24 protein-coding genes and 1 pseudogene are annotated in these 23,140 nt (G+C 53.3%); 16 read left to right on the top strand and 9 right to left on the bottom strand.

What is annotated here, in order from left to right:
* Positions 1–38: 38 nt before the first annotated feature.
* The 3 genes from C3432_RS01065 to C3432_RS01055 form a co-directional block, all read right to left on the bottom strand.
* Positions 39–434: an MAPEG family protein gene (locus C3432_RS01065; RefSeq protein WP_103774859.1), complete on the bottom strand. Its 396-nt coding sequence runs from the start codon at positions 432–434 to the stop codon at positions 39–41.
* A gap of 203 nt (positions 435–637) precedes the next feature.
* On the bottom strand, positions 638–1,456 hold the full coding sequence (locus C3432_RS01060; protein WP_103774858.1) for a DUF72 domain-containing protein: 819 nt from the start codon (positions 1,454–1,456) through the stop codon (positions 638–640).
* Positions 1,453–2,019, bottom strand: coding sequence for a hydrolase (locus C3432_RS01055; protein WP_103774857.1), 567 nt, complete (start codon positions 2,017–2,019; stop codon positions 1,453–1,455). The genes C3432_RS01060 and C3432_RS01055 overlap by 4 nt, the downstream gene beginning before the upstream one ends.
* Before the next feature lie 263 nt (positions 2,020–2,282).
* Here C3432_RS01055 and aspS point away from each other — a divergent pair, with 263 nt between their 5' ends.
* Genes aspS through ruvC form a run of 4 tightly spaced genes read left to right on the top strand, consistent with a single transcriptional unit; the run spans position 2,283 to position 5,827 of the window.
* Positions 2,283–4,055 (top strand): aspartate--tRNA ligase, encoded by a 1,773-nt coding sequence (gene aspS, locus C3432_RS01045; protein ID WP_103774855.1) that lies wholly within the window; start codon positions 2,283–2,285, stop codon positions 4,053–4,055.
* Positions 4,048–4,500: a dihydroneopterin triphosphate diphosphatase gene (nudB, locus tag C3432_RS01040; protein WP_146050916.1), complete on the top strand. Its 453-nt coding sequence runs from the start codon at positions 4,048–4,050 to the stop codon at positions 4,498–4,500. Before aspS ends, nudB begins: the two co-directional genes overlap by 8 nt.
* A 27-nt stretch (positions 4,501–4,527) precedes the next feature.
* Positions 4,528–5,271: a YebC/PmpR family DNA-binding transcriptional regulator gene (locus tag C3432_RS01035; RefSeq protein ID WP_103774853.1), complete on the top strand. Its 744-nt coding sequence runs from the start codon at positions 4,528–4,530 to the stop codon at positions 5,269–5,271.
* Between the two features lie 34 nt (positions 5,272–5,305).
* The gene (gene ruvC, locus C3432_RS01030; protein ID WP_000022509.1) at positions 5,306–5,827 is read left to right on the top strand and encodes a crossover junction endodeoxyribonuclease RuvC; all 522 of its coding nucleotides are present in this window, start codon (positions 5,306–5,308) and stop codon (positions 5,825–5,827) included.
* Between the two features lies 1 nt (position 5,828).
* Here ruvC and C3432_RS27880 read toward each other — a convergent pair.
* A pseudogene (locus C3432_RS27880) lies at positions 5,829–6,068 on the bottom strand (hypothetical protein); the annotation flags it as partial.
* Positions 6,069–6,356: 288 nt separating this feature from the next.
* Here C3432_RS27880 and ruvA point away from each other — a divergent pair.
* Together ruvA and ruvB are read left to right on the top strand one after the other, a co-directional pair.
* Positions 6,357–6,968, top strand: coding sequence for a Holliday junction branch migration protein RuvA (ruvA, locus tag C3432_RS01025; RefSeq protein ID WP_103774852.1), 612 nt, complete (start codon positions 6,357–6,359; stop codon positions 6,966–6,968).
* Between the two features lie 8 nt (positions 6,969–6,976).
* Positions 6,977–7,987 carry a Holliday junction branch migration DNA helicase RuvB gene (ruvB, locus tag C3432_RS01020; protein ID WP_103774851.1) on the top strand — a complete coding sequence of 337 codons (1,011 nt, stop codon included), beginning with the start codon at positions 6,977–6,979 and terminating at the stop codon, positions 7,985–7,987.
* Between the two features lie 43 nt (positions 7,988–8,030).
* Here the strand turns inward: ruvB and znuB are convergent, their stop codons facing one another.
* Entirely contained in the window at positions 8,031–8,816 is a 786-nt protein-coding gene (gene znuB, locus C3432_RS01015) for a zinc ABC transporter permease subunit ZnuB (protein WP_103774850.1), read from the bottom strand.
* The gene (znuC, locus tag C3432_RS01010; protein ID WP_103774849.1) at positions 8,813–9,568 is read right to left on the bottom strand and encodes a zinc ABC transporter ATP-binding protein ZnuC; all 756 of its coding nucleotides are present in this window, start codon (positions 9,566–9,568) and stop codon (positions 8,813–8,815) included. The genes znuB and znuC overlap by 4 nt, the downstream gene beginning before the upstream one ends.
* A 78-nt stretch (positions 9,569–9,646) precedes the next feature.
* Here znuC and znuA point away from each other — a divergent pair, with 78 nt between their 5' ends.
* The 3 genes from znuA to lpxM all read left to right on the top strand — a co-directional run bounded on the left by znuA (position 9,647) and on the right by lpxM (position 13,019).
* Complete coding sequence (znuA, locus tag C3432_RS01005; protein ID WP_146050894.1) at positions 9,647–10,591, top strand: zinc ABC transporter substrate-binding protein ZnuA; 945 nt, start codon at positions 9,647–9,649, stop codon at positions 10,589–10,591.
* Between the two features lie 15 nt (positions 10,592–10,606).
* Positions 10,607–11,929, top strand: a complete 1,323-nt coding sequence (gene mepM / locus C3432_RS01000) for a murein DD-endopeptidase MepM (RefSeq protein ID WP_103774847.1) — start codon at positions 10,607–10,609, stop codon at positions 11,927–11,929.
* 118 nt (positions 11,930–12,047) lie between these two features.
* A complete protein-coding gene (gene lpxM / locus C3432_RS00995) occupies positions 12,048–13,019 on the top strand; it encodes a lauroyl-Kdo(2)-lipid IV(A) myristoyltransferase (RefSeq protein ID WP_103774846.1) in 972 nt (323 codons plus the stop codon).
* Positions 13,020–13,065: 46 nt separating this feature from the next.
* Here the strand turns inward: lpxM and pyk are convergent, their stop codons facing one another.
* Both pyk and hexR read right to left on the bottom strand, forming a co-directional pair.
* Positions 13,066–14,508 (bottom strand): pyruvate kinase, encoded by a 1,443-nt coding sequence (pyk, locus tag C3432_RS00990; RefSeq protein WP_103774845.1) that lies wholly within the window; start codon positions 14,506–14,508, stop codon positions 13,066–13,068.
* Between the two features lie 123 nt (positions 14,509–14,631).
* Positions 14,632–15,501 carry a DNA-binding transcriptional regulator HexR gene (gene hexR / locus C3432_RS00985; RefSeq protein ID WP_103774844.1) on the bottom strand — a complete coding sequence of 290 codons (870 nt, stop codon included), beginning with the start codon at positions 15,499–15,501 and terminating at the stop codon, positions 14,632–14,634.
* Positions 15,502–15,515: 14 nt separating this feature from the next.
* Here hexR and C3432_RS27360 point away from each other — a divergent pair, with 14 nt between their 5' ends.
* From C3432_RS27360 to kdgA, 4 genes are all read left to right on the top strand, one after another.
* Complete coding sequence (locus C3432_RS27360) at positions 15,516–15,752, top strand: hypothetical protein (protein WP_146050893.1); 237 nt, start codon at positions 15,516–15,518, stop codon at positions 15,750–15,752.
* 105 nt (positions 15,753–15,857) lie between these two features.
* Entirely contained in the window at positions 15,858–17,333 is a 1,476-nt protein-coding gene (gene zwf, locus C3432_RS00980) for a glucose-6-phosphate dehydrogenase (RefSeq protein WP_103774843.1), read from the top strand.
* 233 nt (positions 17,334–17,566) lie between these two features.
* Positions 17,567–19,378 carry a phosphogluconate dehydratase gene (edd, locus tag C3432_RS00975; protein ID WP_103774842.1) on the top strand — a complete coding sequence of 604 codons (1,812 nt, stop codon included), beginning with the start codon at positions 17,567–17,569 and terminating at the stop codon, positions 19,376–19,378.
* A 245-nt stretch (positions 19,379–19,623) separates the two neighbouring features.
* Positions 19,624–20,265, top strand: coding sequence for a bifunctional 4-hydroxy-2-oxoglutarate aldolase/2-dehydro-3-deoxy-phosphogluconate aldolase (gene kdgA / locus C3432_RS00965; RefSeq protein WP_103774840.1), 642 nt, complete (start codon positions 19,624–19,626; stop codon positions 20,263–20,265).
* 74 nt (positions 20,266–20,339) lie between these two features.
* Here the strand turns inward: kdgA and purT are convergent, their stop codons facing one another.
* Entirely contained in the window at positions 20,340–21,518 is a 1,179-nt protein-coding gene (gene purT, locus C3432_RS00960; protein WP_103774839.1) for a formate-dependent phosphoribosylglycinamide formyltransferase, read from the bottom strand.
* A 132-nt stretch (positions 21,519–21,650) separates the two neighbouring features.
* Between purT and yebG the strand changes: the two genes are divergently transcribed.
* From yebG to C3432_RS00945, 3 genes are all read left to right on the top strand, one after another.
* Positions 21,651–21,941 (top strand): DNA damage-inducible protein YebG, encoded by a 291-nt coding sequence (yebG, locus tag C3432_RS00955; protein ID WP_103774838.1) that lies wholly within the window; start codon positions 21,651–21,653, stop codon positions 21,939–21,941.
* 68 nt (positions 21,942–22,009) lie between these two features.
* The gene (gene yebF, locus C3432_RS00950) at positions 22,010–22,366 is read left to right on the top strand and encodes a protein YebF (RefSeq protein ID WP_103774837.1); all 357 of its coding nucleotides are present in this window, start codon (positions 22,010–22,012) and stop codon (positions 22,364–22,366) included.
* 94 nt (positions 22,367–22,460) lie between these two features.
* A complete protein-coding gene (locus C3432_RS00945) occupies positions 22,461–23,120 on the top strand; it encodes a tellurite resistance TerB family protein (RefSeq protein ID WP_103774836.1) in 660 nt (219 codons plus the stop codon).
* Positions 23,121–23,140: the final 20 nt, after the last annotated feature.

Below are 23,140 nucleotides of genomic sequence, written 5' to 3'. Positions count from 1 at the left end.
GTTAAAAATCCGGGAAAAATAAAGTGGCGTATTGTGCGCTAATGCAGGGAGAAAACCAACTCCCAGGGCATATACCAGAGATTCGCCAGCACCATCAGCAACAATGCGCACCAGGTGGCGCTCATGCCGGAACGTCGCCAGCGGACCAGACGGTGGTGAAAACCATAGTAATGCATCAGTCGTCCGGCGATCAGAATGATGCCGCAAATATGCACCATCCATGTTTCAGCGCCGTTCATCTCCATAAAAAGCAGCAACACTAATGCAACGGGAACGTATTCCACCGCGTTGCCGTGAATACGAATTGCGCTCTGGAGTTCACTAAACCCGCCGTCGCCATAAGCAACGCGGTATAACATCCGCAGGCGAACAACATCAAAAGAGAACTTCATCAATAACAACGCACCCAAAACGGCATAAAGCGCGCTTACCATACAAACTCCCTTTACTCGTCATACTTTAAATTGCTTGTGCGTTGGCTGTTTGATATTCGGGTCGTCCGTGCCCCCACCGAAGACTGTCTCCGGCTGCTCAAATTCGTTGCTGTCGAATTTGTCTTTCCGTTGCCGCCTTCCTGCAACCCGAATGACGGAGTGAACAAAATGGCTGATAGCACCGACTATGATAGGTGGCAATTTCAGAAAAGAGAAGATTGTTGTGGAATAGACGGTGCAGATCCGAGCGCTGGCAACACGACGCGCAGACCATTCCATAAGGTATCAACCAGCTCCGGGGCCTGAGCGATATCCGGCGTATGTAAAAAAAGATATGGCGTGGTGTTCTGTTCCCAGAGCGGTAGTTTTTTAAGCCAGTCGGTGAAAAAAGCCTGATTCTGGCGCATATCGTCGCTGCCGATAAAGCGTACCATCGGATTTTTTGCGGTGACTACCGCATGGACGGGGACTTTAGGTTTCTTACGCTGCGCCTCGCGAATCGCCTCATTATGCGGGCGGGCAGCATGAACCGGACGGCTATCCAGTATCACCCGGTTTACCCCGCGCTGATGTAAACCGCTGTTGAGCTGCTGTTCTTCGATCCCTTTGGTAAAGAAAACCGGATGGCGTACTTCTACACCATAGGTGAAAGAGGGGGGTAGCGCATCGAGAAAAGCCCACAGGGCAGGAAGATCGCGCGGGCTGAATGCGGCAGGCAGCTGTAACCAGTACTGACCGATTCTGTTTTCCAGCGGCGACAGGCGAGTAAAAAACTCTTGCACCAGATCGTCGCAGTTGCGCAATGCGGCCTGATGAGAAATCGTTGCCGGGAATTTAAAACAGAAGCGGAACGCGTCTGTCGTTTGTGCCTGCCAGCGCTCGACAATCTCCGCTTTCGGCAACGCGTACAGCGTAGTATTACCCTCCACACAGTTGAAGTGGCGGGCATACTCTTCAAGGCTTGTAATACCGAGGCGTACCCATTTGGGGTGCGACCACTGTGGAAGACCCAGATAAATCATAATGCGCTGACAATCTCCTCCACGCTGCGCACGCGGGCAATCCGCGGGAAAATATGCTCCATGCTCCCCTGATGTTGTTCAGCGCTGGCGGCGCTGCAGGCATCTTCAGCAATAATCAGGCTAAAACCCAATTCCCAGGCATTGCGCGCCGTGGACTCTACGCCAATATTCGTCGCGATCCCGCACAGCACCACGGTGTCGATACCGCGGCGGCGCAGCTGCAGTTCCAGATCGGTGCCGTAGAAAGCGCCCCACTGGCGTTTGGTGACTTCCAGATCGCCGTCCGTTTTACCCAGCGCTTGCGGATAGTCCCACCAGTTTTTTGGCAGCGCGTTTGCCGGAGCCTGTGCATCAACCGGCTGTTTCAGCGCGTCGGCGTAATCATCAGACCAGCCCACACGTACCATAACGACAGGAGAACCGCTGGCCCGAAATTTTTCCGCCAGGCGCGCAGCACGGGCAACCACATCCTTCGCACAATGGGGGCCTCCGGCGAAGGGCAGGATCCCTTCCTGGAGATCGATCACCACCAGAGCGGTTGTTTTAGCGTTAAGTTGCAGCATATTGACTCCCATAAAGAATGTATCCCGTTACACCTTAATCGCGATTCTGTGTGAAAGGGGCGACTTTTTTTGTTATTTTTTGTGAGAATACGCAATGCCCGTCCAGGAAACAGGCGTACAGTCAGTACCGGACTTATCGTGCGGCAGAATTTCCAGTATAATAGCCGCCTTTTTTCATTCAGTTGTGACATTCAGCTAAAGCTGCGACTTCGTCACCTGCGAGGCAGGCGACATCCGCCTGCAGCTAAGTTAAGGGATATCTCATGCGTACAGAATATTGCGGACAGCTACGTCTGTCCCACGTGGGGCAGCAGGTGACTCTGTGTGGTTGGGTCAACCGTCGTCGTGATCTTGGTAGCCTGATCTTTATCGATATGCGCGACCGCGAGGGTATTGTGCAGGTATTTTTCGATCCGGATCGTGCGGACGCGTTAAAGCTGGCCTCTGAACTGCGTAATGAGTTCTGCATCCAGGTTACGGGCACCGTGCGTGCGCGTGACGAAAAAAACATTAACAGCGAGATGGCGACCGGTGAAATCGAAGTGCTGGCGTCCTCCCTTTCTATCATCAACCGCGCAGACTCTCTGCCGCTTGATTCCAACCACGTCAACACTGAAGAAGCGCGTCTGAAGTACCGCTATCTGGATCTGCGTCGTCCGGAGATGGCGCAGCGACTGAAGACCCGTGCGAAGATCACCAGCCTGGTACGTCGCTTCATGGACGATCACGGTTTCCTCGACATTGAAACCCCGATGCTGACTAAGGCCACGCCGGAAGGTGCGCGTGACTACCTGGTGCCTTCGCGCGTTCATAAAGGTAAATTTTACGCGCTGCCGCAGTCTCCGCAGCTCTTCAAACAGCTGTTGATGATGTCTGGCTTTGATCGTTACTACCAGATCGTGAAATGCTTCCGTGACGAAGACTTACGTGCTGACCGTCAGCCTGAATTCACCCAGATTGACGTCGAGACCTCTTTCATGACCGCACCGCAGGTGCGTGAAGTGATGGAAGCGCTGGTCCGTCATCTGTGGCTGGAAGTGAAAGGCGTGGACCTGGGCGATTTCCCCATCATGACCTTTGCTGAGGCTGAACGTCGGTACGGTTCAGATAAACCGGATCTGCGTAACCCGATGGAGCTGGTGGACGTTGCCGACCTGCTTAAATCCGTAGAGTTTGCGGTCTTCTCTGGCCCGGCGAACGATCCGAAAGGACGCGTGGCGGCTCTGCGCGTGCCGGGTGGCGCCAGCTTAAGCCGTAAACAGATCGACGACTACGGCAACTTTATTAAAATCTACGGCGCGAAAGGCCTGGCTTACATTAAAGTCACCGAGCGTGCGAAAGGTCTGGAAGGGATTAACAGCCCGGTAGCGAAATTCCTGAACGCGGAGATTGTGGAAGCGATTCTGGAACGTACCGCTGCGCAAGACGGCGATATGATTTTCTTCGGCGCCGACAACAAGAAAGTGGTTGCGGATGCGCTGGGTGCGCTGCGTCTGAAACTGGGCAAAGACCTGAGCCTGACTGACGAGTCCAAATGGGCGCCGCTGTGGGTTATCGACTTCCCGATGTTTGAAGACGATGGTGAAGGCGGCCTGACCGCGATGCACCACCCGTTCACCTCTGCGAAAGACATGACCGCCGCTGAGCTGAAAGCCGCGCCGGAAGATGCGGTCGCCAACGCCTACGATATGGTTATCAATGGTTACGAAGTGGGCGGTGGCTCTGTGCGTATTCACAATGGCGACATGCAGCAGACCGTGTTCGGCATTCTGGGTATCAATGAACAGGAGCAGCGTGAGAAATTCGGCTTCCTGCTGGATGCCCTGAAATATGGTACGCCGCCGCATGCCGGTCTGGCATTTGGCCTGGACCGCCTGACTATGCTACTGACCGGTACCGACAACATCCGTGACGTAATCGCATTCCCGAAAACTACCGCTGCGGCGTGTCTGATGACCGAAGCGCCAAGCTTTGCTAACGAAGCAGCGCTGGCGGAACTGAGCATTCAGGTTGTTAAGAAGGCCGAGAATAACTGATATGAGATACAAACAGCCTGTCTCGGTGTTAGTCGTGATTTATGCAAAGGACACCGGGAGAGTGCTGATGTTACAGCGACGCGACGATCCTGATTTCTGGCAGTCGGTCACCGGCAGCCTTGAAGAGGGGGAAACCGCGTCGCAGGCCGCCATGCGTGAAGTAAAGGAAGAGGTCACCATCGACGTTGCATCAGAGCAACTGACCTTAATCGACTGTCAGCGCACGGTGGAGTTTGAGATTTTTTCACATTTACGTCATCGCTATGCGCCGGGTGTGACGCGTAATACAGAATTTTGGTTCTGTCTTGCGCTGCCGCACGAGCGTCAGGTGGTCTTCACTGAGCATCTGACGTACCAATGGCTTGAGGCACCTGCTGCGGCGGCGCTTACTAAGTCGTGGAGCAACCGGCAGGCGATTGAAGAATTTGTAATTAACATCGCCTGAGAGGGCGTGCTTTTTGAGGAAATATTTATGGCAGGTCATAGTAAATGGGCCAACACCAGACATCGTAAAGCGGCGCAGGATGCTAAGCGCGGTAAAATTTTCACCAAAATCATTCGTGAGCTGGTGACCGCGGCCAAGCTGGGCGGTGGCGATCCGGATGCTAACCCGCGTCTGCGCGCGGCAGTGGATAAGGCACTGGCCAACAACATGACCCGCGACACTCTGAACCGTGCGATTGCGCGTGGTGTTGGCGGTGATGATGATGCGAACATGGAAACCATCATCTATGAAGGTTACGGTCCTGGTGGTACTGCGGTAATGGTTGAATGCCTGTCTGATAATCGTAACCGTACCGTTGCTGAAGTTCGTCATGCGTTCAGCAAATGTGGTGGTAACCTGGGCACCGACGGCTCGGTGGCTTATCTGTTTAGCAAGAAAGGGGTGATCTCCTTCGAGCAGGGCGATGAAGACACCATCATGGAAGCCGCGCTGGAAGCGGGTGCCGAAGATGTTGTGACCTTCGACGATGGTGCGATTGACGTATACACCGCGTGGGAAGAGATGGGTAAAGTGCGCGATGCGCTGGAAGCGGCCGGACTGAAAGCGGATACGGCTGAAGTTTCCATGATCCCGTCGACGAAAGCGGATATGGATGCCGAAACGGCGCCAAAACTGCTGCGTCTGATCGACATGCTGGAAGACTGTGACGATGTGCAGGAAGTCTACCACAACGGTGAGATTTCTGATGAGGTAGCGGCTACGTTAGAATGACGTGGTTTAAACCTGTTATAACCGGAGACGCGTAATGTCTATTATCCTCGGCATTGACCCAGGTTCGCGCATCACCGGTTATGGTGTCATCCGCCAGGTGGGCAGGCAACTGACCTACCTGGGGAGCGGATGTATCCGTACCAAAGTGGATGATTTACCCTCCCGCCTGAAGCTCATCTACGCCGGGGTGACGGAAATCATCACTCAGTTCCAGCCGGACTACTTTGCCATCGAGCAGGTCTTTATGGCAAAGAACGCGGATTCCGCTCTTAAACTGGGGCAGGCACGCGGTGTGGCGATTGTCGCTGCGGTAAACCAGGAACTCCCTGTGTTTGAGTACGCAGCGCGACAGGTAAAGCAGACCGTCGTCGGGATCGGTAGTGCGGAGAAAAGCCAGGTTCAGCATATGGTGCGAACCTTGCTCAAGCTCCCTGCCAATCCGCAAGCAGACGCAGCAGATGCGCTGGCGATTGCGATTACCCATTGCCACGTCAGCCAGAACGCGATGCAGATGAGCGAAAGCCGCCTCAACCTGGCACGCGGAAGGTTACGTTAAGTCATACCGTTTCAGCCGCAGTTGCGTTCTGCGGCTGAATCATCTCTTCGGGATGGCTCGCCTGTACTAGGGACAATGCGTTGTGATGCCACAAACTTGCTGGCCTTTCCCGGAGAATGTTACCCAGAAACCAACGCTTCCGGAAACGTCATTTCGCATCAGGATTGCTATTCAATAATTCATTGAATGTTTCGACCGAACCAATATTAATTGATAATACCTCTTTATATATTCGCCACACTTCACGTTGCTGGTGCGTTGGCTTTATTATCCGGCTCATCCCTGGGCCTCGCCCCTGCGGGGCCAGCGCAAGCGCTGTTTAAAACGACTTCGCGTTTTGTCCTGTAACTCGAATTATTTAGAGTATTTGTTGCTCAGTGCGTATAAGTCGCAATAACAGAAGAAACAGAAAGGTAAAATTGCGTACAGCTTCGAGAATCGTTGGTGTTGCAAAAATCTCGCTGGATATCTATCCAGCATTTTTTTATGATACACGCTTATATCATAAGCCATAACGCAGGAGCGTCGTGTGATAGGCAGACTCAGAGGCATCATTCTCGAAAAACAACCCCCACTGGTTCTTCTGGAGACGGGCGGTGTAGGCTATGAAGTGCATATGCCGATGACCTGTTTTTACGAGCTGCCGGAAGCCGGGCAGGAAGCGATTATCTTCACCCACTTTGTGGTGCGCGAAGACGCCCAACTGTTGTACGGCTTTAATAACAAGCAGGAACGAACCCTGTTTAAAGAGCTGATTAAAACCAACGGCGTCGGCCCGAAGCTGGCGCTGGCGATCCTTTCCGGTATGTCGGCGCAGCAGTTTGTGAATGCCGTTGAGCGGGAGGATCCCGCCGCACTGGTGAAACTGCCGGGCATTGGTAAGAAAACCGCTGAGCGTTTAATTGTCGAAATGAAAGACCGCTTCAAAGGTCTGCATGGCGATCTCTTTACGCCAGCAGCCGATCTGGTACTTACGTCTCCGGCCAGCCCGGCAACGGACGATGCCGAGCAGGAAGCCGTTGCGGCACTGGTGGCGCTGGGTTATAAGCCTCAGGAAGCCAGTCGCATGGTGAGCAAAATCGCTCGTCCTGACGCCAGCAGTGAAACACTGATTCGCGAAGCGCTCCGCGCCGCGTTATGAGGTAAAGGATGATAGAAGCAGATCGTCTGATTTCAACAGGCAGCACTATCGCGGAAGAGGTTGCCGATCGCGCCATTCGCCCGAAGATGCTCCAGGAGTATATTGGTCAGCCTCAGGTGCGCTCGCAGATGGAAATTTTCATTCAGGCGGCAAAACTGCGCGGTGACGCGCTCGACCATCTGCTGATTTTTGGTCCGCCGGGTCTGGGTAAAACAACACTTGCCAATATCGTTGCAAACGAAATGGGGGTGAACCTGCGCACCACCTCTGGCCCGGTACTGGAAAAAGCGGGTGACCTGGCCGCCATGCTCACCAACCTTGAACCTCATGACGTGCTGTTCATTGATGAGATCCATCGTCTTTCGCCGGTCGTGGAAGAAGTGCTCTATCCGGCGATGGAAGACTACCAGCTGGATATCATGATCGGCGAAGGGCCAGCGGCGCGATCGATTAAAATTGATCTGCCGCCCTTCACCCTGATTGGCGCAACTACCCGTGCAGGTTCTCTGACCTCGCCACTGCGCGATCGCTTCGGTATCGTTCAGCGTCTGGAGTTTTACCAGGTGCCCGATCTTCAGCATATTGTCGGGCGTAGCGCCCGCTTTATGGGGCTGGAGATGAGTGAAGAGGGCGCACTGGAAATCGCCCGCCGCGCGCGCGGTACGCCGCGTATTGCCAACCGTTTGCTCAGACGAGTACGTGATTTTACTGAGGTGAAGCACGACGGCACCATTTCAGAGGATATTGCCGCTCAGGCGCTGGATATGCTTAACGTCGATGCTGAAGGATTTGACTATATGGATCGCAAGCTGTTGCTGGCGGTGATTGATAAATTCTTTGGCGGACCCGTTGGATTAGATAACCTTGCGGCGGCGATTGGTGAAGAGCGTGAAACCATCGAGGATGTGCTAGAACCCTATCTGATTCAGCAGGGGTTTCTTCAGCGTACGCCGCGTGGACGAATGGCTACGGTCCGTGCGTGGAACCACTTTGGCATCACTCCTCCGGAAATGCCGTGATGATATTTGCCCGGAAAGCATTACGCTACCGGGCAAGATATCCTCAGCTCGCCTGTTTCTTCATCATGCTGAAGATAAACAGCAGTGCAGCGCACAGTACCACTGACGGACCCGCCGGGGTGTCGTAAAAGGCAGAGAACGTCAGTCCGCCAGTCACTGCAATCATGCCCACCGCTACGGCGACGGCTGCCATCTGCTCCGGCGTGCGGGCAAACCGACGCGCAGTTGCGGCAGGAATAATCAGCAATGACGTAATAATCAGCGCCCCCACAAATTTCATCGCCACTCCGATTGTTAATGCCGTCACTAACATTAGCAGTAGTTTAACGCGCTGTAGCTTCACGCCATCGACAAACGCCAGATCCGGGCTGATGGTCATTGACAGTAAGTTGCGCCATTGCCAGAACAAAATACCCAGCACGATAACCACGCCGATAGCAATGGAGATCAGATCTTCCGGCGTTACGGCCAGCAAATCACCAAACAGATAAGCCATCAAATCCACCCGGATGTTGGACATCAGGCTGACAACCACCAGACCAAGCGACAGAGCGCTATGCGCCATAATACCTAACAGTGTATCAATGGCGAGGTGGGGGCGCTTTTCCAGCCATACCAGGCCTGCCGCCAGCAGCAGCGTGACGGCGATAACGGCGTAGAACGGATTGACATCCAGCAACAGCCCAAAAGCAACACCCAGCAGGGAAGCATGCGCCAGCGTATCGCCAAAATAAGACATCCTTCTCCAGACGACAAACGAACCCAGCGGCCCAGCAGCACAGGCCAGCATGACCCCGGCAAGCCAGCCGGGCAGTAGTAATTCAATCATGAGTGACCATTTCCCCGACGTAAAACAATACGACCCTGGAGATCGTGGCGATGATTATGATGATGGCGATAAATACCCAGTTGTTCCGCCCCTCGAGGGCCAAACATGGAGATAAATTCCGGATGCATAGAGACAATTTCTGGCGTTCCGGAGCAGCAGATGTGGTGATTCAGGCACAGCACTTCATCGGTCTTCGCCATTACCAGGTGCAGATCGTGAGAAACCATCAATACGGCACAGTTTAGCTCGCGGCGTAGCTGGTCGATAAGATCGTACAGGGCGACCTGGCCGTTAACATCCACGCCTTGCGTTGGTTCATCAAGCACCAGTAGCTGCGGCCGATTAAGTAACGCACGGGCCAACAGAACGCGCTGCGTTTCCCCTCCTGACAGTTTTTGCATGGGAGCATCATTCAGATGTCCGGCCTGCACGCGCTGCAGGGCCGGAATAATATCGTCTTTATGCGTGCCGGGACGCAGGCGCAGAAAACGACTGACGGTAAGCGGCAGCGTCGTATCAAGGTAAAGCTTCTGTGGAACATAACCGATACGCAATTTGCCGTTACGCTTGATCACGCCTTCATCGGGGGCTACCAGCCCAAGAACGACCCGAACCAGCGTTGACTTTCCTGCGCCGTTAGGGCCGAGAAGCGTTAAAATTTTCCCAGGTCTGAGCTCCAGCGAAACGTCAGACAGGACGCGGCGCTGGCCGAAAGAGATCGAGACGTTTTCCAGTGAAACCAAAGTCGTCATGTCAATTTTAGTCTTGCAGAAGTTATAGGATGTTATAATATCACAATTCTCGCATTCATTACGATGATTGGTCGCATTATGTTACATAATAAAACGTTTCTTTTCGCAGCATTATCCGCCGCTCTCCTGGGGAGCGCAACACAGGTTGCCAGTGCCGCTGTGGTTGCCTCTCTTAAACCTCTTGGTTTTATCGCTTCGGCGATTGCTGATGGGGTAACTGATACCCAGGTGTTACTGCCGGATGGGGCTTCAGAACATGATTATTCATTACGCCCATCTGATGTAAAACGCTTGCAGGGCGCGGACTTAGTCGTCTGGATCGGCCCGGAAATGGAAGCGTTCATGGAGAAGTCAGTCAGCAATATCCCCCAGAATAAACAGGTAACGATTGCGCAGTTACAGGACGTGAAACCGTTGCTCATGAAAGGGGGGGACGATGATGATGACGATCGCGATCACGGTGATGCGCATAGCGAAAAAGGTGACGTACATCACCATCACGGTGATTACAACATGCATCTTTGGCTCTCCCCAGAGATAGCGCGGGCCTCAGCGGTTGCAATCCATCAAAAATTAGTGGAACTTATGCCGCAAAGTCGAACCAAACTTGACGCCAACCTGAAGGATTTTGAGGCACAATTAGCCGCAGTCGATAAACAGGTAGGTAACGAGCTCGCACCGCTCAAGGGCAAAGGGTATTTCGTTTTTCATGACGCTTACGGCTATTACGAAAAACACTACGGACTTACCCCACTCGGTCACTTTACCGTCAACCCTGAGATACAGCCTGGTGCGCAGCGTTTACATGAAATAAGAACACAGTTGGTTGAGCAAAAAGCAACCTGCGTTTTTGCTGAGCCACAGTTCAGGCCAGCGGTCGTTGAAGCCGTTGCGAGAGGGACATCCGTTCGAATGGGAACGTTGGATCCCCTCGGGACGAACATCAAACTGGGAAAAACGAGCTATCCGGCGTTTCTGACTCAATTAGCGAACCAGTATGCGAGCTGCCTGAAAGGAGATTAATGAGGAAGTGATTACGTGCAACAGATAGCCCGCTCTGTCGCCCTGGCGTTTAATAATCTGCCCAGACCCCACCGCGTTATGCTGGGGTCGCTTACTGTTCTCACCCTGGCCGTCGCCGTCTGGCGGCCATATGTTTACCATCCCGACGCAGCCCCTATTGTTAAAACTATTGAGCTGGAAAAAAGCGAAATTCGTTCTCTGCTACCTGAGGCCAGTGAGCCAATCGATCAGGCTGCGCAAGAAGATGAAGCAATTCCGCAAGATGAGCTGGATGATAAAACCTCAGGTGAGGCGGGGGTGCATGAATATGTTATTTCCACAGGCGATACGCTAAGTAGCATCCTTAATCAGTACGGTATTGACATGGGTGATATCGCCCAGCTGGCCGCAGCGGACAAAGAGTTGCGTAACCTGAAAATTGGTCAACAGCTCTCCTGGACACTGACGGCTGATGGTGATTTACAGCGTCTGACCTGGGAAATGTCCCGTCGCGAAACGCGCACCTACGATCGCACGGCCGCTAACGGCTTTAAGATGAGCAGCGAAACGCAGCAGGGCGACTGGGTCAACAGCCTGATGAAAGGCACGGTTGGCGGGAGTTTTGTTTCCAGCGCCATAGATGCCGGATTGACCAGTTCTGAAATCAGCACAGTGATTAAGGCGATGCAATGGCAGATGGACTTCCGCAAATTGAAAAAAGGCGATGAGTTTTCTGTGCTGATGTCCCGTGAAATGCTGAACGGCAGGCGGGAGCAAAGTCAGTTGCTCGGCGTGCGTTTGCGCTCCGACGGTAAAGACTATTACGCAATCCGCGCTGAGGACGGTAAGTTTTACGATCGTAACGGTACTGGCCTTGCGAAAGGTTTCCTGCGATTCCCGACGGCGAAACAGTTCCGCATCTCCTCCAACTTTAATCCGCGTCGCCTGAATCCGGTCACGGGGCGCGTTGCGCCGCATAAAGGTGTGGACTTCGCGATGCCACAGGGAACGCCAGTGCTTTCCGTGGGCGACGGTGAAGTCGTGGTGGCGAAGCGCAGCGGCGCAGCAGGCTATTATGTCGCTATTCGTCATGGTCGAACCTATACCACCCGCTATATGCACCTGCGTAAGCTGCTGGTGAAACCGGGTCAGAAGGTTAAGCGTGGCGATCGCATTGCGCTCTCAGGAAACACCGGACGTTCAACCGGCCCGCATCTGCACTATGAAGTGTGGGTCAACCAGCAGGCGGTTAACCCTCTGACGGCGAAACTGCCGCGTACCGAAGGGCTGACTGGTTCCGATCGTCGTGATTATCTGGCGCAGGTGAAAGAAGTTCTGCCGCAATTACGCTTTGATTAATTAATACGCTTTTAAAGCCGGTACGCGATGTGTGCCGGCTTTTTTATTTTGTGCGTCGTGGAGTGCGCCGCTAAACTATCAACAGATTTATTTTTGCGTCATCAGGCACCGGGTAAGCATGGAAACCAAAAAAAATAATATTGAATATATCCCTGAATTTGAAAAATCCTTTCGCCATCCGCGCTACTGGGGCGCATGGCTGGGTGTTGCGGCGATGGCGGGGATTGCGCTGACACCGGCGTCCTTTCGTGACCCTTTGCTGGCTAAACTGGGCCGAATTGCCGGACGAATGGGGAAGAGCTCACGTCGTCGGGCGCTGATTAACCTGTCTTTATGTTTTCCTGAGCGCAGTGAAGCGGAACGCGAAGCTATCGTTGACGAAATGTTTGCCACAGCCCCGCAGGCTATGGCGATGATGGCAGAGCTGGCGATGCGTGGCCCGGAGAAAATTCAGTCACGAGTTGACTGGCAGGGGCGTGAAATTATTGATGAGATGCAACGCAATAACGAGAAAGTGATCTTTCTGGTGCCACACGGCTGGGGCGTTGATATTCCGGCAATGCTGATGGCCTCTCAAGGTCAGAAGATGGCGGCAATGTTTCATAATCAGGGGAATCCGGTATTTGACTATGTCTGGAATACGGTGCGTCGTCGCTTTGGTGGTCGCCTGCATGCGCGCAATGATGGTATCAAACCGTTTATTCAGTCGGTACGTCAGGGATACTGGGGATACTATCTGCCGGATCAGGATCACGGCCCGGAACACAGCGAGTTTGTGGATTTCTTCGCCACTTATAAAGCAACCCTACCGGCGATTGGCCGGTTAATGAAAGTGTGCCGCGCCCGGGTGATACCGCTTTTCCCGATCTATGACGGTAAAACGCATCGACTGACTATACAGGTACGCCCGCCAATGGACGATTTACTGACGGCGGACGATAACACCATCGCCAGACGGATGAACGAAGAGGTAGAGATTTTTGTCGGCCCGCATCCGCAGCAGTATACCTGGATCCTAAAGCTGCTTAAGACCCGCAGGCCCGGAGAGATCCAGCCGTACAAGCGTAAAGACTTATACCCCATCAAATAAAAAAAGCCTCTCGAAAGAGAGGCTCCTGGTTTACCGTTTCTGTTTATTACTCAACGGTCAGAATACGCGTGGTGTTAGTCGAGCCAATGGTGCTCATCACGTCGCCCTGAGTCACGATGACCAGGTCGCCGGATACCAGATAGCCTTTGTCACGCAGAAGGTTGACGGCTTCATTGGCTGCAACCACACCGTCAACCGCGCTGTCAAAATGAACCGGCGTCACGCCACGGTACAGTGAGGTCAGGTTCAGCGTGCGCTCATGACGCGACATCGCGAAAATCGGCAGCCCGGAGCTGATGCGGGAGGTCATCAGGGCGGTACGACCAGATTCGGTCATGGTGATGATTGCGGTCACGCCTTTCAGGTGGTTCGCTGCATACATCGCGGACATTGCAATGGCTTCTTCGACATTGTCGAACTGAATATCCAGACGGTGTTTAGAGACATTAATGCTGGGGATTTTTTCCGCACCCAGACACACACGCGCCATTGCCGCAACGGTTTCAGCCGGATACTGACCCGCCGCCGTTTCTGCCGAGAGCATTACCGCATCGGTACCATCCAGCACGGCGTTCGCCACGTCCATAACTTCTGCACGCGTCGGCATCGGGTTGGTGATCATCGACTCCATCATCTGGGTCGCCGTGATGACGGCACGGTTTAACTGACGAGCGCGGCGGATCAGCGCTTTCTGAATGCCAACCAGTTCCGGATCGCCAATTTCAACGCCGAGGTCGCCACGCGCCACCATCACCACGTCAGACGCGAGAATGATGTCATCCATTGCATTTTGATCGCAGACAGCTTCTGCTCGTTCGACTTTAGCCACGATTTTTGCATCGCAGCCCGCATCGCGCGCCAGACGACGGGCGTAGTTCAGATCTTCGCCGCAGCGCGGGAAGGAAACGGCCAGGTAGTCAACGCCGATCAGCGCAGCAGTCTGGATATCCGCTTTGTCTTTTTCGGTCAGCGCTTCAGCAGAAAGGCCGCCGCCCAGCTTGTTGATGCCTTTATTGTTGGAAAGCGGGCCGCCAACGGTGACTTCGGTAAAGACTTTCATCCCCTGAACTTCCAGGACTTTTAGCTGCACGCGACCATCGTCGAGCAGCAGGATGTCACCAGGAACAACGTCTGCCGGCAGGCCTTTATAATCGATGCCCACTTTCTCTTTGTCGCCTTCACCTTTACCCAGGTTAGCGTCCAGCAGGAACTTGTCCCCGATATTCAGGAATACTTTGCCTTCTTTGAAGGTCGAAACACGAATCTTAGGCCCCTGGAGGTCCCCCAGAATCGCCACATGACGCCCCAGTTTTGCGGCAATTTCACGAACTTTATCCGCGCGCATTTTGTGATCTTCAGGCGAGCCGTGAGAAAAGTTCATCCGTACAACGTTGGCACCCGAAGCGATAATCTTCTCAAGATTGTTATCGCGGTCAGTTGCCGGGCCTAACGTGGTAACGATTTTGGTTCTGCGAAGCCTTCTGGACATGTAATACTCCGTTGACTGAAACAACTTGGTGTTGCGTGAACATTGATCCGGTCGTTCTGAGACCTTAACGGTAGTAAATGAACGCACCCGGATGAGGAAAAGGGTAGAACATTGTTATTGCTTTTAGCTGTTATCACTCTTAATGAGTAATTCTTTATCAAAACGCGATTCCTTGAGCGCTTCCTTGACACGCTTCAAGTTATCTCTGAATTTTGCCCCGCGGCGTAAAGTAAATCCAGTTGCCAGCACATCTATCACGGTCAGTTGAGCAAGTCGAGAGACCATAGGCATATAAATGTCTGTATCTTCCGGTACGTCGAGCGTAATTGCCAGCGTTGCTTCACGCGCCAGTGGAGTACCGGCGGAGGTGAGCGCAATGACCATCGCATCGTTTTCGCGCGCCAGTTGTGCCAGTTCCACTAAACTTTTCGTTCTGCCGGTGTGAGAAATGAGCACAACCACGTCATCATCACTACAATTCATACAGCTCATTCGTTGCAGGACGATATCATCGGAGTAGATCACTGGTACATTAAAGCGGAAAAATTTATTCATCGCGTCGTGGGCCACGGCGGCGGAAGAACCCAGGCCAAAGAAGGCAATTTTTTTCGCCTGGGTCAGCAGATCGACGGCGCGGTTAACCGCAGATTTATCCAGCGACTGGCGAACATGGTCAAGAGTGGCCATCGCGGACTCGAAGATTTTCCCGGTGTAGGACTCTACGCTGTCATCTTCATCCACGTTACGATTAACATAAGGAGTACCGTTTGCCAGACTTTGTGCCAGGTGCAGTTTAAAATCAGGGAACCCGCGGGTTTCCATGCTGCGACAGAAGCGGTTTACAGTAGGTTCGCTAACGTTAGCTTCCTGGGCAAGCAGGGCAATGCTCGAATGAATAGCACGATCGGGAGAGGCAAGAATGACGTCGGCGACTTTGCGTTCTGACTTGCTTAAATGTTCCAGTTGTACCTGGATTTTTTCCAGCATATTCATGATGTCGATAACTCATGGGTAACGACGATTTCAGTAATACAGGAAATCGAGAGGCAATTTTGGTAGATATTACCTCCGGAGGTCCGCCTGTGGGGCAAAATGGACACAATAGCCGTTGTTTTTTTTCATTACATGATCGCTGTCTGATTTTGGCAGGTGATCATTTGTACAAAAACGACCGCTTTTTTATCCATTTTGCGCTGTCTTGCGCCGAAAAACACGCTGTTTTCCGTAACAGCACGGGCGGTTAAGCGTTTGCTGTTTCCGGAATTACGTAAAAGCAGTACAGTGCACTGTAATAAAATTACAAGTATACCCAGGCATAAGTACCGGGTTAGCTAACTAAGGAGAATGACATGGCGGTAACGCAAACAGCCCAGGCATGTGACCTGGTCATTTTCGGCGCGAAAGGCGACCTGGCGCGTCGTAAATTGCTGCCTTCCCTGTATCAACTGGAAAAAGCCGGTCAGATCAACCCGGAAACCCGCATCATTGGGGTAGGGCGTGCCGACTGGGATAAAGATGCCTACACCAAAGTGGTTCGCGAAGCGCTCGAAACGTTCATGAAAGAAAAAATTGATGAAGGTTTGTGGGATACCCTGAGCGGTCGCCTGGAGTTTTGCAATCTGGACGTTAACGATACCGCCGCATTCACCCGTCTGGGCAAAATGCTGGACCAAAAAAACCGTACCACCATCAACTACTTTGCAATGCCGCCGAGCACTTTCGGTGCGATTTGTAAAGGGCTGGGCGAGGCGAAGCTTAACGCCAAACCGGCACGCGTAGTGATGGAAAAACCACTGGGCACCTCTCTGGCGACGTCCCGTGAAATTAACGACCAGGTTGGCGAGTATTTTGAGGAGTGCCAGGTATACCGTATCGACCACTATCTGGGTAAAGAGACGGTACTCAACCTGCTGGCGCTGCGCTTTGCCAACTCTCTGTTTGTGAACAACTGGGATAATCGCACGATCGATCATGTAGAAATTACGGTGGCAGAAGAGGTCGGGATTGAAGGCCGCTGGGGTTATTTTGACCAGGCAGGTCAGATGCGTGACATGATCCAGAACCACCTGCTACAAATCCTGTGCATGATCGCAATGTCGCCGCCGTCTGACCTGACCGCCGACAGTATTCGCGATGAGAAAGTGAAGGTGTTGAAATCACTGCGGCGCATCGATCGCTCTAACGTGCGTGAAAAAACCGTGCGCGGTCAGTACACCACCGGCTTCGCTCAGGGCAAAAAAGTGCCGGGATATCTGGAAGAAGAGGGCGCAAACAAGAGCAGCAACACCGAAACCTTTGTGGCGATCCGCGTGGATATCGACAACTGGCGCTGGGCTGGCGTACCGTTCTATCTGCGTACCGGCAAGCGTCTGCCGACTAAATGTTCTGAAGTTGTCGTCTACTTCAAAACGCCAGGGCTGAACCTGTTCAAAGAGTCATGGCAGGATCTGCCACAGAATAAGCTGACAATCCGTCTGCAGCCTGATGAAGGGGTGGATATCCAGGTGCTTAACAAAGTGCCGGGGCTGGATCATAAGCACAACCTGCAGATCACCAAACTGGATCTGAGCTACTCCGAAACCTTCAATCAAACGCACCTTGCCGACGCTTACGAGCGTCTGCTGCTTGAGACCATGCGTGGTATTCAGGCGCTGTTCGTTCGCCGCGATGAAGTGGAAGAAGCATGGAAGTGGGTTGACTCCATTACTGAAGCGTGGGCGATGGACAACGATGCGCCGAAACCGTATCAGGCGGGCACGTGGGGACCCGTTGCGTCTGTGGCGATGATTACCCGTGATGGTCGTTCCTGGAACGAGTTTGAGTAAGATTTCATCTACTCCTGATGTGTTATTTTACCGGTAACATGATCTAACACAGATTGTAGAACAATTTTTGCACTTTTAAGCCTCGTGTGGATTCACCCGCGAGGCTTTTTTTATTACACTGCCTGAAGCGATTTTGCCCCGGCGCACCAGCTAACAGGCGATTCAGTAATATTTAACTTTCCTGAAACTCTTTGTTAAACGGCAGCGCTGACAGATAAATTTCAGGAGCCTTTATGAATCCAGATTTGTTACGCGTAACAAAACGCATTGTCGAACGTTCACATCAAACTCGTTCAGCCTACCTCGCCCGAATTGAGCAAGCGAAAACGTCGACCGTTCATCGTTCGCAACTGGCCTGCGGCAATCTGGCGCATGGCTTTGCCGCCTGTCAGCCTGACGACAAAGCATCGCTGAAAAGCATGTTGCGTAACAATATTGGGATCATCACCTCTTACAACGACATGCTCTCTGCGCACCAGCCCTACGAACATTACCCGGATATCATCCGTAAAGCGCTGCATTCCGTGAACGCTGTCGGCCAGGTCGCGGGCGGCGTTCCTGCGATGTGCGATGGGGTCACTCAGGGGCAGGACGGGATGGAACTCTCCCTGCTTAGCCGTGAAGTGATCGCCATGTCTGCGGCGATAGGGTTGTCACACAATATGTTTGATGGCGCGCTGTTCCTCGGCGTGTGCGACAAGATTGTTCCTGGGCTGGCAATGGCGGCGCTGTCATTCGGTCATTTGCCATCCATCTTTGTTCCGTCTGGTCCGATGGCGAGCGGTTTACCCAATAAAGAGAAAGTACGGATCCGTCAGCTTTATGCGGAAGGTAAAGTAGACCGTCAGGCGCTGCTTGAGTCTGAAGCTGCCTCTTACCATGCCCCGGGAACCTGTACCTTTTACGGTACGGCGAATACCAATCAGATGGTGGTGGAGTTCATGGGGATGCAGTTGCCTGGCTCCTCCTTTGTTCATCCGGATGCGCCGCTGCGTGAAGCGCTGACCGCCGCCGCCGCCCGCCAGGTCACCCGCCTGACCGGTAACGGTAATGAGTGGATGCCGATGGGCAAAATGATCGACGAGAAAGTAGTGGTCAACGGTATTGTGGCACTGCTGGCGACCGGTGGTTCAACCAACCACACCATGCACCTGGTGGCGATGGCGCGTGCAGCGGGCATTCTGATCAACTGGGATGACTTCTCCGATCTGTCTGACGTGGTGCCGCTGATGGCGCGTTTGTATCCGAATGGTCCGGCCGATATCAACCACTTCCAGGCGGCTGGCGGTGTGCCGGTTCTTATGCGTGAGCTACTGAATGCGGGTTTGCTGCATGAGGATGTCAATACCGTGGCCGGATTTGGGCTTTCTCGCTACACCTCTGAACCCTGGCTGAACAACGGGGAACTGGACTGGCGTGAAGGTGCCGCGAAATCGCTGGACAGCAATGTCATAGCCACCTTTGATAAACCGTTTTCACACCATGGCGGAACAAAAGTGCTGAGCGGCAACATCGGACGTGCGGTGATGAAAACCTCCGCCGTTCCGGTTGAAAATCAGGTGATTGAAGCGCCAGCCGTCGTCTTTGAAAGTCAACATGACGTGTTGCCCGCTTTTGAGGCGGGTCTGCTGGACAAAGATTGCGTCGTGGTGGTGCGGCATCAGGGACCAAAAGCGAACGGAATGCCAGAATTACATAAACTCATGCCGCCTCTTGGTGTATTATTGGACCGTTGTTTCAAAATTGCGTTAGTTACCGATGGACGACTTTCCGGTGCTTCAGGTAAAGTACCTTCAGCAATCCATGTAACACCAGAAGCCTACGATGGTGGGCTGCTGGCGAAAGTACGCGATGGCGACATCATTCGTGTGAACGGACAGACAGGTGAATTAACGCTACTGGTTGATGAAGCGGAACTTGCCGCTCGCCAGCCTCACATTCCTGATCTGAGCGCATCGCGTGTAGGTACAGGCCGTGAGATGTTCAGCGCGCTGCGCGAGAAACTGTCCGGTGCGGAACAGGGCGCGACCTGTATCACTTTTTAAGACGAACAAGAGCCTGTTTCATCAGGCGACTTTGTTTGCCATTTTGAACCTGGGCAGTGCTCACACAAAACCCGACGGAGTTTTGAACGCCGCTTGCGGCGGCCTGAAGGGTGAGCGCTGCGAATCATCCTCACGTACTGCGTGTACGTGGCGGTTGTTTCGCGCTGTCCGTGTCCAGACTGGCTGCACCAATAATGCCTACCTGAATAGGCTCGATTTTGTAATCAGGCGAGAGAAAAACTCTGATGAAAAACTGGAAAACAAGTGCAGAAGCAATCCTGACCACCGGCCCGGTTGTCCCGGTGATTGTGGTAAATAAACTGGAACACGCGGTGCCAATGGCAAAAGCGCTGGTTGCAGGTGGCGTGCGTGTACTGGAAGTGACTTTGCGTACCGCATGCGCGATGGATGCTATCCGTGCGATCGCCAGGGAAGTGCCGGACGCGATCGTGGGTGCAGGTACCGTACTGAACCCACAACAGCTGGCGGAAGTAACAGAAGCGGGCGCGCAATTTGCAATCAGCCCAGGTCTGACCGAGCCTCTGTTGAAAGCGGCTACGGAAGGTACCATTCCGTTGATTCCGGGTATCAGCACCGTTTCTGAACTGATGCTGGGTATGGACTACGGTCTGAAAGAATTTAAATTCTTCCCGGCAGAAGCTAACGGCGGTACGAAAGCGCTGCAGGCCATTGCGGGTCCGTTCTCTCAGGTACGTTTCTGCCCGACTGGCGGTATCTCCCCGGCGAACTACCGTGATTACCTGGCGCTGAAAAGCGTGCTGTGCATTGGCGGCTCCTGGCTGGTTCCGACTGACGCGCTGGAAGCGGGCGATTACGATCGCATCACTAAGCTGGCTCGCGAAGCGGTAGAAGGCGCGAAGCAGTAAGCAAAAAATGCCCGATAATAATATCGGGCATTGCGTTTGCAGGCCCGGTATGCCACAGCATCACCGGGCTTTTTTTATCCGGAGACTTTCACCTGTCCGGCAGCTCTCTTCGCACGCTTAACCGCCTCATCAATGCTCTCTCCGGTCGCCAGCGTGACGCCCAAGCGACGACTTCCGTCGATCTCTGGCTTACCGAATAAACGCACTTGTAAACCCGCGCCTGACGCGTGCTGCACGTTATCAAACGTTACATTCTGGCTGGTGAGCTGCGGCAGGATAACGGCGGAGGCAGAAGGGCCATACTGACGGATGGCGCCAACGGGCAGGCCAAGAAACGCCCGCGCGTGCAGGGCAAACTCTGAGAGATCCTGCGAAATCAGTGTGACCATGCCAGTATCATGCGGTCGCGGGGAGACTTCGCTAAAGATAACCTCGTCGCCGCACACGAACAGCTCAACGCCAAACAGCCCGTAACCTCCGAGAGCCAGCACCACTTTACGGGCAATATCCTGTGCCCGCTCCAGCGCCAGTGCGCTCATCTGCTGCGGCTGCCAGGATTCACGATAATCACCGTCTTCCTGGCGATGTCCAACCGGCGCGCAGAAATGGACGCCATCGACGGCGTTGACGGTCAGCAGGGTAATTTCGAAGTCGAATTTAACCACACCTTCCACAATCACGCGGCCTGCGCCCGCACGGCCGCCCTGTTGGGCGTAATCCCACGCCTGTGACAGCTGTTCGGCGCTGCGGATAAAGCTCTGTCCTTTTCCGGAAGAGCTCATCACCGGTTTCACAATGCAGGGAAAACCAATTTCAGCCGCAGCCTGGCGGAAGCTTGCCTCGCTATCGGCAAAGCGGAAGCTGGACGTCGGCAGGCCCAGCTCAACGGCGGCCAGACAGCGGATGCCTTCACGATTCATGGTCAGTTGAGTCGCGCGGGCGCAGGGCACGACATTCAGACCCTCCTGCTCCAGCGTAACCAGCATGTCCGTGGCGATAGCTTCAATTTCCGGCACGATATAATGCGGTTTTTCCAGTTCAACCACACGACGTAACGCTTCGCCATCGAGCATATTAATGACATGAGAACGATGGGCTACGTGCATGGCCGGGGCGTCGGGATAACGATCCACCGCGATCACCTCAATGCCCAGACGCTGGCACTCAATGGCCACTTCTTTGCCCAGTTCACCTGAGCCCAATAACATCACCCGCGTCGCTGCCGGACGCAGCGCTGTGCCTAATAACGTCATAAAAAGTATCCCCTGATAAATTCGGCGGCAGTATATACGAAAACGTTTGCGTCTGTCTTTATTGCCAGGTTGATTTAAAGCCTGAAAAGTAATATACTGTACATAAATACAGTAATGTTGTGAGGCTGCAAAATGGCGGTTGAAGTTAAATACGTAGTCATTCGGGAAGGTGAGGAAAAGATGTCATTTACCAGCAAAAAGGAAGCCGATGCTTACGACAAAATGCTTGATACGGCAGATCTGCTCGACACCTGGCTGGAACAGTCCCCCGTCGCGATGGAAGACGAACAGCGTGAAGCGCTTTCTCTGTGGCTGGCTGAACAGAAAGATGTACTGAGCTCTATTCTTAAAACCGGTAAGCTCCCATCGCCCCAGGTTGTTGAAAATGAACGCTCTGATGACGAAGATACCCAGGCTGCCTGACCCAGACTTGCGCTCCTGACGTTTTGTACCATGCTTTTTCCTGAATCATTGTGCTAAAGGAAAAAAGTATGAATAAAACAAGTGGCGTTCTGTGGAGCCTGATGCTGTTATCTGCCAGCGTATCGGCCTTTGCTGCAAATACGGAAAGTAAGACGGTTAAATTTCCTGGCTGTGAGGGCCTGAATGCGGATGGTATTGCCGCGAGTGTGAAACGCGATTATCAACAGAATCGCATTGTCCGCTGGGCAGACGATCAAAAGCGGGTCGGTCAGGTCGATCCCGTTGTGTGGGTTACTTCCAGGGATATCACCGGCAAAGATGACCAATGGACGGTGCCGCTTACCGTTCGTGGGAAAAGCGCGGATATTCATTATCAGGTGAAGGTCGACTGTAAGGCAGGCACGGCGGAGTATCAGCCCCGCTAGCCGCACTATTTTCGCATCTTTTGCCAACGCAGACACTTTTTGACATCCCCTCGGGTATGCTTTGACGATTCATCGTCATTACTCGAGGGGCAAAATGGCTAGCTGGCTGAATCAATTACAATCTCTTCTCGGACAGAAAGGATCTTCTTCATCATCTTCAGGCGAACAAGGATTAAGTAAACTGCTGGTGCCCGGTGCGTTAGGTGGCCTGGCCGGTTTACTGGTTGCCAATAAATCTTCACGTAAATTACTGACCAAATATGGCACCAGTGCGCTGCTGGTGGGGGGCGGCGCGGTAGCGGGTACCGTTTTGTGGAATAAATACAAGGATAAGGTGCGTGCAGCACATCAGGATGAACCGCAGTTTGGTGCACAAAGTACGCCACTGGACGTACGTACGGAACGACTGATCCTTGCGCTGGTTTTTGCAGCGAAAAGCGATGGTCATATTGATGCAAAAGAGCGTGCGGCCATCGAGCAGCAACTGCGTGAAGCGGGAGTGGAAGAGCAGGGGCGTGCGTTGATTGAGCAGGCTATTGAACAACCGCTTGACCCGCAGCGTCTGGCACAGGGGATCCGCAACGAAGAAGAGGCGCTGGAAATTTATTTCCTGAGCTGCGCGGCGATTGAGATTGACCACTTTATGGAGCGAAGTTATCTGAATGCGCTGGGCGATGCGCTGAAGATCCCTCAGGATGTTCGCGACGGTATTGAACAGGATCTGAAGCAGCAAAAACTCACCTTGTCAGAATAGCGGAGAGCATGTTTCGCTTG

The organism is Citrobacter amalonaticus (assembly GCF_002918555.1).
In the GTDB taxonomy this organism is placed as follows: Bacteria; Pseudomonadota; Gammaproteobacteria; order Enterobacterales; family Enterobacteriaceae; genus Citrobacter_C; species Citrobacter_C amalonaticus_A.
This window is presented reverse-complemented; position numbering and strand designations above follow the sequence as displayed.